We start from the raw sequence: 14,966 nt of genomic DNA, 5'->3' as shown, positions 1-14,966 counted from the left end.
TCAGCTCCTTCGATGAGCACGCGGGCTCCGGTCAGGACTTCGTTCCGCCTCGACTCGAACCGGTCGGCAGGATCGCCTCGACCTCGTTGTGCGGGCGCGGGATGACGTGCACCGAGACGACCTCACCGAGCCGGGAGGCGCTGGCCGCACCGGCGTCGGTGGCGGCCTTGACCGCGCCGACGTCGCCACGGACGACGACGGTGACCAGGCCACCGCCGATGTACTCGGTGCCCACCAGGACGACCGTGGCGGCCTTGACCATGGCGTCGGCGGCCTCGACCGCCGCGACCAGGCCCCGGGTCTCGATCATGCCCAGCGCGGACATCTGCAGGTCAGCCATGACAGTTCTCCTTTGCGAGTTGGTTGGCGTGCGGGTGCCCGCCGTTGCCCAGGACCGTGGTGGTCTGGAAGTGGGGTGGTCTCATCGCACGGTCACCTGCCGAGCGATGTGGTGCACGAGCGCCTCCAGCGGGGACTGCGCCGGTCGCTGGGCGCGGGCGGGCCGGTCGCTGCCGCCTGCGGGCCCGGCGTCGCGATGGCGGGCCGGCGTCGCACCGGGCCGTGGGCCGGGAGGCGCCGGCTCCGGCCGCGCCCCGGCGCCCGCCGGTTCCCGGGGTGGGGTCAGTCCGGTCTCGGCGAGGCAGCGCGCCCGGAGTTCCTCCACGGTGCCGCCCCGGTTGAAGCGGGGCAGGTCGCCTCGGCCGGCGGCGAGTTCCGCGCGCCGGGTCCGGGTGCGCTCGGCATCGACCCGGCCGTCGACCAGGACCACTCCGTAGCGCCGGGCGCCGTCGACGGTGACCAGGCCCCGCTCGACGTCGTGGCGGACCTGCTCCGGGTCGCGCTCGAGCGGGTCGCCCCAACCGCCGCCGCCCCAGGTGACGAAGTGCAGCAGGTCGCCGGGACGGACCGCGACGTGGTCACACTTGGCCGGTACCACCTGCCGGGAGCCGTCGGCGCGTTCCAGGATCTTCGTGCCGCGTTCGCCGGGCTCGCCGCCGAGCACGCCCCAGGGTTTGGTGAACCATCTGTCGTCGTGGATCGAGACCTCACCCGGTTCCAGGAACCGGTAGCCGACCCGGATGCCGTTGCCGCCCCGGTGCCTACCGATGCCCCCGGAGTCGGGGACCGTCTCGTAGGACTCGATACGCAGCGGGTAGTAGGCCTCCAGGTACTCGTTGGGCACGTTGGTGAACGAGGGCCACATGGAGTGCCCGTCGAACCCGTCACCGACCGGTCGGGCGGGCACACCGCCGAAACCGATCTGGTAGAGCTGGAACCACTTGCCGTGCCGATCCAGGCCGGAGTACATCAGGTGCGGGCTGGAGGAGAACCCGGCGGCGGCGAGGAAGTCCGGCTGACACTGCCCCAGCAGTCCGGCGAGCACGTCGAAGAGCCGACCCAGGGCGTGGGTACGACAGGAGACGGCCGCCGGGCGCCGGGGCTTGAGCAGGCTGCCCTCGGGGATGCGGACGTCGACCAGGGGGTAGAACCCGTCGTTGAAGAGGATCATCGGGTCCACGGCCATGATGGTGTAGACCCCGAAGAACATCCGTAGGACGTTCTCGTTGAGCAGGAAGTTGATCGACCCCTCGGCCTGCTCGCTGGTACCGGTGAAGTCCAGCACCACCCGGTCGCCCTCGCGCCACAGCGAGCAGCGGATGCGGAACGGTCCCTCGCCGCGTCCGTCGTCGTCGACGAAGTCCTCGAAGGTGACCGGCTGCTCGGGCACGACCTGGCGGAACAGCTTCGCCATCGCCTGCCGGTTGCGCTCCAGCAGCAGCTCCAGGGTGGACAGGTAGGTGTCAGCGCCGAAGCGCTCGCAGAGCTCACGGACCCGGGTCTCGGCGGTGCGGCAGGAGGCCAGGACCGCGTTCAGGTCGGCGCGGTTCCAGCTCGGCAGGCGCACCTGGTTGAGCACGGTGTCCAGGAGCTGTTGGTCGAGGGTGCCGCCGCGGAACAACTTCACCGGCGGGACGATGACGCCCTCCTCGTGGATGGACACCGCGTCGGTGGGCAGGCTGCCGGGCACCTTCCCGCCGACGTCGCTCATGTGACCGAACATCGCCGCCCAGCCGACCAGCGCCTTCTCGAAGTAGATCGGCAGCAGCACCAGCCAGTCGTTGGCGTGGCTGATGGCGCCGTCACAGGCGTACGGGTCGGAGGTGAAGAAGACGTCGCCCTCCTCGACCGTGCCGTCGTATGCGGAGAGGAAGCCGTCGATGAAGGAGCCGAACTGTCCGGCGACCATGCGCCCGCGCCGGTCGGCGATCAACGGGAAGGCGTCGTGCTGCTCGCGGATGCCCGGTGACATCGCGGTACGCATCACCACCGCGTCCATCTCGAAACGGGCGTTACGCAACGCGTTCTCGACGATGTCGAGCACCGCGGTCTCGACCTCGACGCCACGCTCCGGGCGTACTGTCTCGACGATGACCGCACTCATCGGTTCCCTCCCTGCTCGGCGGGCAGGATGAGCAGGTTGCCCAGCCTGTCGACGCGCGCGACACAGCCCGGCAGGACCAGGCTGGTGGAATCCATCTCGACCACGATCGCCGGCCCGGACAGCTCGTTGCCGGCCCGCAGGGCGGTGCGGTCGTAGAGGGTGGCCTCCTGCCAGCCGCCGTCGACGTAGACCTGCTGACGGCCGACGATCGCCTGCGCGGCGTCGCGGTCACCGGATTCGATTTCGACCGGGGTGATCCGTTCGGCGTGGGAGACCCCGACCGCCCGGATGTTGACGACCTCGTGCCGCTCATCCAGTGCGAAGCCGAACAGGCGCTGGTGGGCCTCGTCGAAGCCGCTGCGCAGGCCGGGGATCACAGCCATGCCTCGGCCCGCGTCGACCTCGACGGAGACCTCGAAGCCCTGGCCGTGGTAGCGGACGTCGGCCTCGTATCGCACCGACCGGGCGTCGCCTGGCACCCCGGCCCGGTCGAACTCGGTGTCGATCTGGGCGGCGAGGTCGGTGAACTCGCGCCGCAGCAGTTCCTCGTCGACGTCGTCGAGAGGGCGCACCAGGGACCGGTTGGCCTCGGCCCGCACACCTGTCGAAGCGTCACCGTAGGCGCAGAGCACCCCGGGCGACTGCGGGATCACCACCGGCCAGGAGCCGAGAAGCTTGGCGAGCGCGTTGACGTGCAACGGGCCGGCGCCGCCGAAGCCGAACAGCGCGAAGCGCCGGGGGTCGTAGCCGCGCTGCACCGAGACCAGCCGCAGCGCGCCGAGCATGTTCTCGTTGACGATGTCGATGATCGCGGCGGCGGCGGCCTCCACCGACACCCCCAGCCTGCTCGCAACGGTGCCGACCGCCGTGCGGGCCTTCTCCACGTCCAGCGGCATGGCGCCGCCGAGCAGGGCGTGCGGCAGGTAGCCGAGCACGACGTTGGCGTCGGTGACGGTGGGCAGTTCGCCGCCGCGTCCGTAGGTCGCCGGACCGGGCAGGGCACCCGCGCTGGCCGGGCCCACCCGCAACGCACCGGTCAGCTCGGGGACGTGGGCGATGGAGCCGCCGCCGGCGCCCACGGTCTGTACGTCGATCGACGGGGCGCGGACGGCGAGGTCGGCCACGGTCGTCTCGCGCCGGATGGCCGGGGTGCCGTTCTCGATCAGCGCTACGTCGGTGGAGGTACCCCCCATGTCCAGGGTGAGCAGGTCCGGGTGGCCGGCGGCCGGGCCCAGCGCCACGGCGGCGGCGACCCCGCCGGCGGGTCCGCTCATCAGCAGGCTGACCGGGATGTCCTCGGCCCGCTCGAAGGTCATCAGTCCGCCGTCGGAGCGCAGCACGCGGCGCTCGCCCAGGAGTCCCTCGGCGACCAGTTTCGCGCTGAGGTTGCTCAGGTAGGAGCTGACGCCGGGGCGGACGTAGGCGTTGGCGACGGTGGTCAGGGTCCGCTCGTACTCCCCGAGCTCGGGCAGGACCCCGGCGGAGGTGGAGACCGGCACACCAGGGGCCTCGGCGGCGGCGATCTCGGCGGCCCGCTGTTCGTGGGCGGGGTTGGCGTAGGAGTTGACGAAGCCGATGGCGAGGGCGTCCACGCCCTGGTCGACCAGCTGGCGGACCGCGCCCCGCACGGCCGCCTCGTCGAGGGGCTCGACCTGCTCGCCTCGGGCGTCCATGCGGCCCCGGACCTCGCGGACGTCTTCGAGCGCGACCATCTCGGCCGGCCGGTCCCAGACGATCCAGCCGCCCAGGCCGCCGGGAACGAACGAGCGGGCGATGTGCAGGATCTGCCGGTAGCCGACGGTCACCACCAGGCCCACCCGGGCGCCCCGGCGTTCCAGGACGGCGTTGGTGGCCACCGTCGTGCCGTGCAGGAACTGGCGGACGTCCGCGGCGCGGGCCCGGGCGTCGGTCAGCACCTGGGTTACGCCCTCGATGACGCCGACGGACTGGTCCTGAGGCGTCGAGGGCACCTTGGTCCGTCGGGTCTTCCCGGTCGCCTCCTCGATCAGAAGAACGTCCGTGAACGTGCCACCGACATCGACTCCTAGGCGGTACATCAGTGCACATCCTGCTTTCTCGAGTGCCGGCTCTTCTCGGGTTGCCGTTCTGCGTCGTCGCTGCGTGGTCCCCGGCCCCTGGGGTGCTGCCCACCGGGGCCGGGGATCACCGCGCCGGTGGGACGCCGGCGAGGTCAGGAGCCGCTGATGTCGTAATAGTTGACGTGGCCCTGGGAATAGCTGACGAACCCGGTCACGCCCTTCTTGAAGACGTAGTACTTCTGGGAATCGACCAGCGGGATGGCCGGCATGTCACCCACCAGGAAGTCGTTGACCTGCTTGATCAACGCGTCGCGGTCGGGACCCGGCTGGGTTTCCAGGATCTTCCGGGAGAGGTCGTCGAGGGTCGGCGAGCTGTAGTTCTGCAGGTTGGTCAGCCCACCCGTGGAGTAGAAGACCTGCAGGTAGTAGGCGGGGTCGGGCACCAGCGGGGTGCTGGTGGCCAGCCAGCTCTGCAGCTTGCCTTCACGCTTGGCGGTGTCGAAGTCCGCGCCGGAGGCGACGTTGTTGAGCTTGACCTGGATGCCCACCTTGGCCAGTTGCGAGCGCAGCAGGACGGCGACCTGCTCGCTGTGCGCTCCGACGTTGGCCGCGTTGTAGGCCAACTCCATCGGGAAGCCGTTTGGCAGGCCGGCCTCGGCCAGCAGTTGCTTGGCCCGGTCGAGGTTCTGGGCGAAGGGCTGGCTGGCCGCCGGGGCACCGAAGTCGTCGTGGATGAAGTCGTTCGAGGGCGCCGAGTAGCCCTGGTACGCGGAGTCGACGATCGCCTTGCGGTCGACGGCGTAGGAGATGGCCTCGCGGACCCGCTTGTCGTCGAAGGGCTTGGCCTTGAGGTTGGGCACCAGCACGTCGATGTTCGGGTAGAGCACACGCTCCAGCCGGGCCTGGTCGCTCTCCTCCAGCGAGGAGAGCTGGTCGAACGTCATCGCGGTGGCGACGTCGACCTGCCCGCTCTGGGCCAGCTGGAGCCGGTTGGAGGTGTCGGGGACGGCGCGGACCACCACGTCGGTGACCTTGGGCTTCCCGCGGAAGTAGTTCTCGTTGGCGGTGAGCCGGACCTCCTTGCCGGGGTCGAACGAGCGCACCTGGTACGCGCCGAAGGTGGCGGTGTTCTCCCCGAGCCACTTGTAGGCGTACGGATCGTCGGCGGTGGCGTGCTTCTTGGCCTCCACCGAGTCGTAGATGGTCATGAAGAAGGTGCTCAGGATCGACACGCTCACCGCGTTGGGCTTGGCGACGTTGATCGTGAACTTCTTGTCGTCCGTGACGGTGATCGGGTTGGCGGTGTCCCAGCCGCCGACGCCCATGAGGATCTTGGCGATCGGCACGCCGGTGCTGTTCACCATCCGGTCCACCGACCACTTCACGTCTTGCGAGGTGATCGGGTTGCCGAACTGGCTCTTGGCCTCGCGCAGCGTGAACGACATCTTCCTGCCGCCGTCGTCAAGCGTCCAGGACTCGGCGAGCTCGGGCTCGATCTGGTCCGGCGTCTGAAGTTTGGTAGCGCCGGCCTCGGGCTTCTTGAAGCGCACCAGGGTCCCGGCGGTGTTGGGGAGCAGGTCGATCGAGATGAAGCCCTGGTAGCGCTCGGAGTCGAGACTCGACAGCACCCCGGGCGCGGCGATGGTCAGCGCCTGGCCGGTGCCGGCGTCAGACTTCCCCGCATCGTCGGCGCCGCAGGCCGCGAGCGACACGCTCGCCACGGCGAGCACTGCCACGGCTCGCACCCGCACGGAACGTATTCCCATGCCGACACCTCCAAAATTGTGTGCAAGCTTGAATAGGTCTAGCGCAACAACCCAGGTAGGGCGACTAACACGAGCGATGCTTGTATACAAACTTGACCCTGTCAAGGCTCCGAGCAGTCAGATCCCGCAGCCAGCCGCGTCGACACTCACGCCCGGCGACGGGCCAGGAACCGACCGGCGTCCTGCCGGCCGACAAATCGTCCACGCTGGGCGATCAGCTCCCCGCGCAGATAAACCGCTTCGACCCGGCCGGGCACGTGCCACCGCTCGAACGGCGTGTAGTCACAGTTCTGCGTCATCGTCCGGGCGAGCACCACGGAGGCCGCCTCCGGGTCGAGCACGACCAGGTCGGCGTCGGCGCCCCGCCTGATGACCCCTTTTGTCGGGTACAGCCCGAACCGGCGGGCCGGCTCGGTGCAGGCCACCTCGACGAAGCGCGACAGACTCAGCCGCCCGGGGCGTACACCGTGGCCGTAGAGCAGGGGAACCCGGTGTTCGATGCCCGGCGCTCCGTTCGGGATCCGGCGAAAGTCCTCGGCTCCCAGGCTCTTCTGCCCGGACATGCAGAACGGGCAGTGATCCGAGCTGACGACACCGAGGATGCCTTCCCGCAGCCCTTGCCAGAGCGCCTCCCGGTGCTCGGCGGTGCGCAGCGGCGGGCTGACGACGTACTTGGCCGCCTCGAACCCGGGCTGGTGGTAGAGGTCGGCGTCGAGCAGGAGGTAGTGGGTGCACGTCTCGCCCGCGACCGGGCGGCCGGCCCGCTGGGCCTCGGCCACGGCGGCGACCGCCCCGGCGGTGGACAGGTGCACGAAGTACAGCGGGGCGTCGGCCAGGTCGGCGAGCGCGATCGCGCGGCGTACCGCCTCCACCTCGGTCTCGGGTGGCCGCGACAGCAGGTGCGCCAGCGGTCCGGTGCGGCCGGCCCGAACCAGCCGCTCGGCGAGGACGTCGATGACGTGACCGTTCTCGGCGTGCACGCAGAGTGTGGCGCCCAGGCGGGACGACTCGGTGAGGATGGAGAAGAGCTCTCCGTCGTCGAGCATGGCCAGCCCCTTGTAGGCCATGAACACCTTGAAGCTGGTCACGCCGTCGGCCACCACAAGCGCCATGTCAGCCACCATGCCCGGGTAGGGCGAAGTGACAGCCAGGTGGAAGCTGAAGTCGATGGCGGAACGACCGTTCGCCCGCCCGGCCCACCGGGCCAGCACCTCCGGCAGACGCTCACCGGCGCGCTGAAAGGCGTAGTCGACATACGTCGTGGTGCCGCCGACGGCAGCGGCCCGGCTGGCCGAGGCGTGGTCGTCGGAGGTGACCGTCCCCATGAAGGGCGTACCCATATGTGTATGCACATCGACGCCACCCGGAATGATGATCTTTCCTCGGGCGTCGACCTTCTCGACATCAGCCGATGGCGGAATCCGGCCGACACTTTCGATGCGGCCGGAGTCAACGAGCACGTCAGCGCGGTGGACACCGTCCTCGGCGACCACCGTGCCTCCGACAAGACCAATCCTTCGGGGCATCTCTTCCCCGTTCGCTGCAGATGAGGAAACGCGAGTGACAGGCGGGCTAGGCAGTGGACCGTATACAACTCGACGGGACGGCACAAGGAGTCGACTCAACCCCGACCCGACGCCGACCACCGGGAGGCAACTCCTGCCCGCAAGCCAGCCTTAGGCATTTTGCATACATTATGCCTCGATGAGGTCAGCGGCGGCGGCCGACTTTGCTGCTCAGACCCGAGTATTCACGACGACGCCCTAGACGAGCTGCGCCAGATTACATACAGTCTGGCGCAACCTGAAGGAGGTCGCCATGGCTCATTCCGGCAAGCGACGGGTCACCATCGAACAGGTACCCCAGCGGGTGTGGCGGGCATCGGGCCTGCCCTTCGGCCTACTCGTGCGGCAGATCAACGCCGACCCGGAGACCGGCGCGCAGACGCTCGTCGTCGACGTTCCACCCGGCTGGCAGATGCCCGAGCACTGGAACAGCGCCGACATCGAACTCCTGGTCCGCGACGGCGACCTGAGCATCGCCGGACGCCAGTGCCGGCGCGGGCACTACCTCTTCCTGCCCTCCGGCACCGAGATCGGCCCGGTCTCCTCGACCGAAGGCGCCACGTTGATCTTCTGGACGGACTCGCCGTTCGAGGTCCGCACTGACGAACGACCCCCGCCGTCGAAACCGCTCGGAGAGACCGTCGACCTGTTCGACCCGGCCAACTGGCGACCCGTCCAGGAGGCTTTCGCGGGAGTGACCGACACCAGCAGTCACGGCGACCTCGATGTGCCCACGCAGTGCATCCGGTTGCGCAAGGTGGAGGAGACCGGCAAGGACACCATCCTGTTCGTCCTGCCACGCAACTTCGCCAAGACCGCGTTGGAGTTCCACCACAGCACCGAGGAGATCTTCTTCCTCGGCGGCTGGTGCGCCACCGACCCGGAGCACGTCTACCGTGCCGGTGAGTACCTGTGCTGGGAGCCGGGCGTCATCCACGGCGTCGTGACCGGCTGGGAGGCCATTTGCCTGTCCAAGCATCACGGACCGCTGACCAGCCCACAGATCCCCCTCGGGGCGACAAGCGTGGACGCCGAGCGGTGACAGCATTGCCCGGCCGTGGACGCCGGATCGCCGCCGGGGACGCCGGGGCGGGCGCCGTACGCCCGGCGTTCGTCGTGCACCGCGACGAACTCGCCTACGAGCTGATCTCCAGCCTCAACCACAACACCGACGACGAAGGGCTGGTGCATCGCCTCGTCGACCGGCAGCTCACCGGCGACCCGGACTGCGAGTTCCTCAATGGGGTCTACCGCATGGAGCCCAGGATGACCCACCCGCTGCACCTGCACGCCGACTCGGCCGAGTTCTACTACGTGCTGTCCGGCACCGCGCTGTTCCGAGTGGCCGACGAGGAATTCGAGGCGGGCCCGGGCACCGCGATGTACATCCCCGCCGGTGTCGCCCACGCCATCACCACCGGCGGCGAGCACGCCATGGAGTTGCTCTACTCCTTCAGCACCCCGGACCTCAACGAGATCTGCACCAGGTGGCTGTAGCCGCCGACTGCGGATCGGCTCCCCCTGCCTACGTCCACCACTAAGGGACGCTGCAGAAGTAGAGCTCATCCGTCAGCATGCCGAGCGAACCGGTGACCGGCGTCGACGTCCAGCCGCCAGGGCCGTTCGCGTACAGAGTGAAGGTGCCGGTGCCGACAGCCAGCAGCGCGCCGGGAACGACGATCGAGGTGTCGTTTGGGCCGAGAGTGCCGCCTCCGGAGAAGCCGTCGCTCAGGGACCAGGTGAAGCCACTGCGGGCCAGGCCACCGGCGGGCAGGTTCCAGGTGAAGGTGGGCGGGGTGAGCTGGCCCGCAGTGCACGCCAGGTCGGTCGGTGGGTCGACCGTGCCGGCGGCGAGGGCAGTGCTGCCGTACTCGGTGTCGTTCCAGGCGGCCAGCGTCGACTGGGCAGGTGCGAGCGCCATGACATGGATCCAGAGCGAGAGGGCGAGGACACCCGCGAGCCGGCGTCGCCGGGCGTGGCTCTTACGTCGCCCGCTCGGCGTAGCGGGGATCCCTACGCGCCTCACGGCTGTTCCTGCCTGATCCGGTTCCTGCGCGTGGTGCCCACGAGCAGCAGACCGACGAGCAGGGCGCCCGCACCGGCGAGCATCGGCGTCCGCAGGTCGGTGCCGGTGCGTGGCAGCGTGTCGACCTTGCCGCCTGTCGCCGCCTTGTCGCCGAGCCCGGTCGCCGTGAGGATCAGGTCGGCCGAGCCCGCGGCCGTGGAGTTCGGGAGCAGGCTCGCGGTGACGAGTACCCAACGCTGTTCGTCGGAGCGCATCGTGCTGATGGGGACCGGGCGTTCGGCCAGTCTGGTGGCGGGGCCCTCGGCGAGAACCTGCTCTCCCCGCCCGCCGGGACAGGCGCCGTTCACCCAGCGGATGGCGCAGACGGCGGCCATGACCTGGAGTCCGTTCGGCGAGACCACGAGCGGGCCCAGCGCCGACAGCGTGATTGTCACCGTGCCCGGGTGCGGGGCGTGCGCGGTGACGCCCACCTGCCACGGCACCGGCTCCTTCGGTGTCATCGATGTCATGCGGGCCTCGTCGCGGATCGATATCAGGGTGAGGTACCTGCCCCGGATGACGTCCTCAGTCGGTTCTGCCCGTGCCTGACCGGGCGTGGCCAGGACCGCGGCGGCGACGCCCGGCAGCACGGCCACCATGACGAACAACCGCCGGGCGGTCGATTCGACGTGCGCCGCTGTCCGGCCCGGCGGGGCGCCGGCCTCGGGACCTGTTCCCGCCTCGTCAGGCGTCGGAGGGCCTGTTCGCCGTCGGCGCCACGCCGTACGCCGCCGGGTCGGCGGTTCCGTGGCGCGCGGCCAGAACGCCCAGGTGACGATCACGGCGGTCCCGACCGTGATCGCACTGGTCGCGTACGGGTTCGACACGGCCCGCACCGTGTACCCGAGCCCGGGCACCGACCAGGTGACGAGCCGTACGCGGGTCACCGCGTACGGCGCGGAGTCGTTGGAGTCGTTCGCGTCCCCGCGCAGGGTGAGCAGACGGGTGGGCCCGCCACCGTCGGCGATCTGAACGACCCGGTGGGTGATCGGTGGAAGCGGCGTGCGGTCGACGGTGACCACGTCGCCCACCTCGACCTCGGACGCGGGGATCTCACGCACCACCGCCAGCGACCCGGCGGGAATGGTGGGGCTCATCGATCCGGTCTTGAACAGGATGAGTGAGATGTCGAAGAAGAACGCCAGCGGGACGAGGACGACGCACACCGTCCCGCCGACGGCGAGCAGGGTCAGTGCCAGGTCTCCGACGCGGGCGATGACGCCTCGCCCTCGACGTGCTCGTCTCATCATGTGCAGGACCCTTACGTAGATGTGGCGGTGAATTCCCAGGTGACGGTGGCGCTCGTGCCCTGGTACGAGTTGTCTGCGCCGGCCTCGATCCGCACCTCGAAGCAGAACCGCACCTCTGGCGTCGCGCCGTCGGGAGTGGTGAGGACGGACGACACCGGTGAGCCTGGAACCGAGGTGACGTCCAGGTAGCCGGGGCCGGCGATCCACGTCGGCGCACCGGTGAAGGCGGTGGCGGAACAGGCGCTACCGGTGTCCGGGGTACGCACCGCGCGGTATTCGAGCACCGGAAGCAGGGCCCCGGAGCTGTCCGAGGAGCTCGTCAGCGCGACCGTACCGTCGACATTCGTCATCGTGGTCGTGCGGATGTCGATCCAGGCGTACGACGAGTCCGTGGGGGACATCGCGGTCGCGTTGAACGCCAGTGTCGCGGCGTTTCCCACCGGAGTGTGGCTTGCCCAGGCACTGGACGCGGTCTGCGACTCGGTACCGAAGACGCTTGCGGTGAACGACCCGGTGCCGTACTCGCTGTCGGTCCACGCCGCGAGCGTGGACGTCGTGCCCACGCCGAGGACGAGGGCGGCAGCGAGTACGGCACGGGTCCGGAGGAGCCGTGGTGATCCGGCCGGCACCCGGCGGTTGACCACGGCTGCCACCTACACGGACTCGGCGAGGAGCTGCCAGGTCTCCGTGACCGACGAGCCCTGCACCAGAGCGGCGTCCGCCGTCACGACGAAGCACAGGTACGCCGGAGCGCCAGGCGTCGTGGGAGGAGTGCCCTGCGTCAGGTTGAACGGCACCGCGCCGGCCACCGAGTCGAGCGCCGTGCCCTGCGCCACGATCCAGGTCGGGCTCGTGGGGGTCGCGCTGCAGTCCGCGAAGGTCGGCACGGTCGCGATCCCGTAGGTGAGCCCGGTGAAGGCGGGCAGGTCGGGAGTGGCCGAGCCCACCGTGACTGTCGCGTCATACGTGGTGGCTGCGGTCAGGCGGACGGCGAACGGTGCCGCGACCACGTCGCCGGGGCTGATGTTGTCGAAGCCGGTGCTGAAGGCCAGCGCCGCCGCCGTGCCGGACGTGGAGTGCTCCGCGTAGGTGGTGTCGTCCGTGCTGCCCTCGATGCTGAAGGAGCCGGCGGTGAACGTCCCCGTGGCGTACTCCGAGTCGTTCCAGGCGGCGAGGGAGATCGTCGCGCCGACGCCGAGGGCGAGCCCTCCGGCCAGGACGGCCTTGAGCTTGCGACGCCTTCCCGGGCTGCTCGATCCGCCCGATGTCAATCTTGTCGATCCAAACAACGTGTCCTCCTCGTGCGACGCTGTGGGCTGGCCTGGGGCCGGTGACAGCCGCGCGGTGGCGGTCCGGCCGGCTGGTGCCGTCGTGGAACCGCCGTGCGAACGGGATGACCCGGCTGGGCTGTCACGCAAGGAACACGATAGATCTCAAACCAGACAAAGCGGGCGAAAGCATCCAAATCACCTGGCGAACCGGGCCATGTTGGCCCGACGCGCGGCGCTGCACCTGGCCCCCGCCTTCCGGGCGGAACCTCATTGCGGTTCCCCTCGTAGCGTGGAGGCCAGAGCTTGAGGGATAGAGGTTCATGGCTGAGCCGAGACGCTAGTTCGATTCGGAGTTCCGGGCGGGCGCGGTGCCCTCTTCGGTGTGAACTGTCGGCGGCGGGCGAAAGGCCGGCCGGATCAGGCTCGACGCGAGGTCAGGGGGCCTGGTGAGGGCTCGTCTCGACCGGGTTCGGCTGGCACGGTTGCTGCACCTCCCTGCTGCACTACCGGCATGAGGTGGCCGCTTTCCCTGGTCCAGCCGAGGAAACGGCGGTGCAGCACGCCGGCCGGCATCCAGGGCATGTCCTCGGTGGCCTGGACGAGGTAGGCACCAAGGTAGAGGGCCAGCGACACCGGCGCATCCATGAACTCCGCCCGCAGCTCCCGCTTCCGGGTCGGGCAGGGCCAGGGCAGGTCGCAGCCACCGCAGCTCCAGACCGGCATGACCGGGCCGTGGGTCGTCACCGCACACCCTCCAGGAACCGCGCGGTGATCGCCCGCGCCTGCCGGCTGGTCGCCCATTCCACCTGCCAACAGGGGTACGGAGTCAGCCGCGCCCACCACGCCCGGCACCCGGCACACATGCCGTCGAGCCCTAGAATGTGTACCGCGAGGATCGCCTGTTCCTGCCCGCCGGTCACTGCTCGCCCTCCTGTGGCCAGTGGCCACGATTGATCGGTATCCGGTGCCGAGCGCGGCAGGGCAGGTCGGACCCACAGCGGCAGATACGCCGCCAGAGCCGCCACGACCACACCGGCCGGTGCCTGCGAGCAAGGGTCAGCGCGGTGGCAGAAAGGTATTCGTCATACGAGACGCGCCGCACGGACCCTCCCTCGCTCACGAACGAGGGCGGTCTCCTGCCCCCGAATCTGAGGGGGACGCGGCGACCAGGCGATACCCGCACCGCCCGCCGCATCCCGTAAGCAGGACGCTACGGTCGGTCGCGAGGCGGAACGGGTAGGGTTCCTACCCCTGGATCACGAGAGCAGCCCGACCTTGACCGCGAGGTCACGGGCGTCGTCACGGGTGGAGCGTGGGCCGTCGAGCAGGTCCAACGTGATCTGGCGGGCGTACCCGTTGAAGCGGATCGTCTCGGGGGCCGCCTCGTACGCCTGCCGCAGGGTCTTCACGGCCGCTTCCTTGTCGTCCTTGCCGTAGTGCGCCCGCGCGACCTCGATGAGATGGCGTGCCCGGCGCGGTCTCGACGGGATGGCCGCCGAGTCGTGGCGGCGTGCCTGGCGTACCGCTTCCCCGGACTTCTGCAACTCCACGGCCACTGTCACCGCGTGGGCGCCCATGATGACCCGGGAGAACGACGTCTGCGGCTGATAGAAGCCCTCCGGCAGACGCTGCGCCACCAGGTTTGCACGATCCCAGTACCGCCAGGCCCGGCCTTCCTCGCCGGCACGCGCGGCGGTGTAGGCGGCCTCGAAGTTGAGCGCACCCCACAACGCCAGCAGATTCGTGCCCGCGTCGGCCGCCCTCGGCTCCAGAGCCGACAGGACGTCGTGCGTTACCGCCATGGCGGTGTCCCAGTCCCCCGCGTCCCGATGCACCTGACACAGGAACCATGCCGCGAGGGCCACCGCCTCCGGGTCACCGGAGTCCTGCGCCGCCACCATCGCCCGGTCCGCGACCCGCCACAACAACTCGGCAGCCGGCTGGTACGCAAGGAACATCTGCGTCAGCCCGAACGTCTCCGCCAACAGCGACTGTGCATGCCGACGCTCAACGCCCTCATACAGCAGCGCGGCGCGCTGCACGTCGTGCAGAAGTCTCGGCAGCAGCCCACCGAGCACCGTCCGGTGATCCGACGCCTGATGACGCGCCCGCCACGCCACCGCAAGCCGCTCACGCAAACCGGCCAACGACTCCGGCTCAGCATCGTCAGCGAGCACGACACGGTTCACGGCGTCCCGCACCGACGCCAGCCCCGGGTGTTCCGGCCCGTTCACCACAGCGGACCGGTCGCTCAACTCGCCGGCCAGGGCAGACACGTCGACCTTGAGCGCACGCGCGATGCGATCCAGCATGTGAATGCGCGGAGGCAGGATCCGATCGGTCTCCACCGCCTTGACCCACTCGGCACTGCGACCGACCAGCCCACCCAGCACCGCGCGAGTCTTCCCGGACCGCTCCCGGTAGACCTTCAGCCGCTGCCCGAACGTCAGCTCCGGCAAGGATTCCATCCCGGACCTCCTCAAAGCGCGGGACGCGCCACCGGCCTCTCAGCCGCCGTGGCACCAACGCTACCGCCTAGGTGCGGCCGCATAACCCCACACACTGGC

At 69.7% G+C, this 14,966-nt stretch carries 14 protein-coding genes; 2 read left to right on the top strand and 12 right to left on the bottom strand.

Going from position 1 to position 14,966, the window contains the following annotated elements; genetic code table 11:
* Positions 1-31 precede the first annotated feature (31 nt).
* The 5 genes from eutM to hydA form a co-directional block, all read right to left on the bottom strand.
* Positions 32-331 (bottom strand): ethanolamine utilization microcompartment protein EutM, encoded by a 300-nt coding sequence (gene eutM / locus J3R08_RS09715; protein WP_104114777.1) that lies wholly within the window; start codon positions 329-331, stop codon positions 32-34.
* Positions 332-421: 90 nt separating this feature from the next.
* On the bottom strand, positions 422-2,443 hold the full coding sequence (locus tag J3R08_RS09710) for a hydantoinase B/oxoprolinase family protein (RefSeq protein ID WP_084789485.1): 2,022 nt from the start codon (positions 2,441-2,443) through the stop codon (positions 422-424).
* Positions 2,440-4,500, bottom strand: a complete 2,061-nt coding sequence (locus tag J3R08_RS09705) for a hydantoinase/oxoprolinase family protein (RefSeq protein WP_209960835.1) — start codon at positions 4,498-4,500, stop codon at positions 2,440-2,442. Before J3R08_RS09705 ends, J3R08_RS09710 begins: the two co-directional genes overlap by 4 nt.
* Before the next feature lie 134 nt (positions 4,501-4,634).
* Entirely contained in the window at positions 4,635-6,227 is a 1,593-nt protein-coding gene (locus J3R08_RS09700) for an ABC transporter substrate-binding protein (protein WP_166457107.1), read from the bottom strand.
* Between the two features lie 167 nt (positions 6,228-6,394).
* Positions 6,395-7,774, bottom strand: coding sequence for a dihydropyrimidinase (gene hydA, locus J3R08_RS09695; protein ID WP_245254710.1), 1,380 nt, complete (start codon positions 7,772-7,774; stop codon positions 6,395-6,397).
* 292 nt (positions 7,775-8,066) lie between these two features.
* On the opposite strand from hydA, the gene J3R08_RS09690 reads away from it, so the two are divergent.
* Positions 8,067-8,855, top strand: a complete 789-nt coding sequence (locus J3R08_RS09690) for a cupin domain-containing protein (RefSeq protein WP_043325411.1) — start codon at positions 8,067-8,069, stop codon at positions 8,853-8,855.
* The gene (locus tag J3R08_RS09685; protein ID WP_209960831.1) at positions 8,852-9,310 is read left to right on the top strand and encodes a dimethylsulfonioproprionate lyase family protein; all 459 of its coding nucleotides are present in this window, start codon (positions 8,852-8,854) and stop codon (positions 9,308-9,310) included. The genes J3R08_RS09690 and J3R08_RS09685 overlap by 4 nt, the downstream gene beginning before the upstream one ends.
* A 40-nt stretch (positions 9,311-9,350) precedes the next feature.
* On the opposite strand, the gene J3R08_RS09680 is transcribed toward J3R08_RS09685, so the two are convergent.
* From J3R08_RS09680 to J3R08_RS09655, 7 genes are all read right to left on the bottom strand, one after another.
* A complete protein-coding gene (locus J3R08_RS09680; protein WP_187692762.1) occupies positions 9,351-9,734 on the bottom strand; it encodes a hypothetical protein in 384 nt (127 codons plus the stop codon).
* Between the two features lie 101 nt (positions 9,735-9,835).
* On the bottom strand, positions 9,836-11,128 hold the full coding sequence (locus J3R08_RS09675; RefSeq protein WP_209960829.1) for a signal peptidase I: 1,293 nt from the start codon (positions 11,126-11,128) through the stop codon (positions 9,836-9,838).
* Positions 11,129-11,139: 11 nt separating this feature from the next.
* Positions 11,140-11,757, bottom strand: a complete 618-nt coding sequence (locus J3R08_RS09670) for a SipW-dependent-type signal peptide-containing protein (RefSeq protein WP_280841850.1) — start codon at positions 11,755-11,757, stop codon at positions 11,140-11,142.
* A 24-nt stretch (positions 11,758-11,781) separates the two neighbouring features.
* Positions 11,782-12,399: a SipW-dependent-type signal peptide-containing protein gene (locus J3R08_RS09665; RefSeq protein WP_209960825.1), complete on the bottom strand. Its 618-nt coding sequence runs from the start codon at positions 12,397-12,399 to the stop codon at positions 11,782-11,784.
* Between the two features lie 417 nt (positions 12,400-12,816).
* Entirely contained in the window at positions 12,817-13,143 is a 327-nt protein-coding gene (locus J3R08_RS09660; protein ID WP_209960823.1) for a hypothetical protein, read from the bottom strand.
* Positions 13,140-13,478 (bottom strand): hypothetical protein, encoded by a 339-nt coding sequence (locus tag J3R08_RS32675; RefSeq protein WP_280841851.1) that lies wholly within the window; start codon positions 13,476-13,478, stop codon positions 13,140-13,142. Before J3R08_RS32675 ends, J3R08_RS09660 begins: the two co-directional genes overlap by 4 nt.
* 177 nt (positions 13,479-13,655) lie before the next feature.
* Complete coding sequence (locus J3R08_RS09655; protein WP_209964115.1) at positions 13,656-14,867, bottom strand: helix-turn-helix transcriptional regulator; 1,212 nt, start codon at positions 14,865-14,867, stop codon at positions 13,656-13,658.
* Positions 14,868-14,966 lie beyond the last annotated feature (99 nt).

The organism is Micromonospora sp. HB375, assembly GCF_017872985.1.
Taxonomy (GTDB): domain Bacteria; phylum Actinomycetota; class Actinomycetes; order Mycobacteriales; family Micromonosporaceae; genus Micromonospora; species Micromonospora chalcea.
The sequence above is the reverse complement of the archived record's forward strand: the minus strand, read 5'-3'. Positions and strand labels throughout refer to the sequence as shown.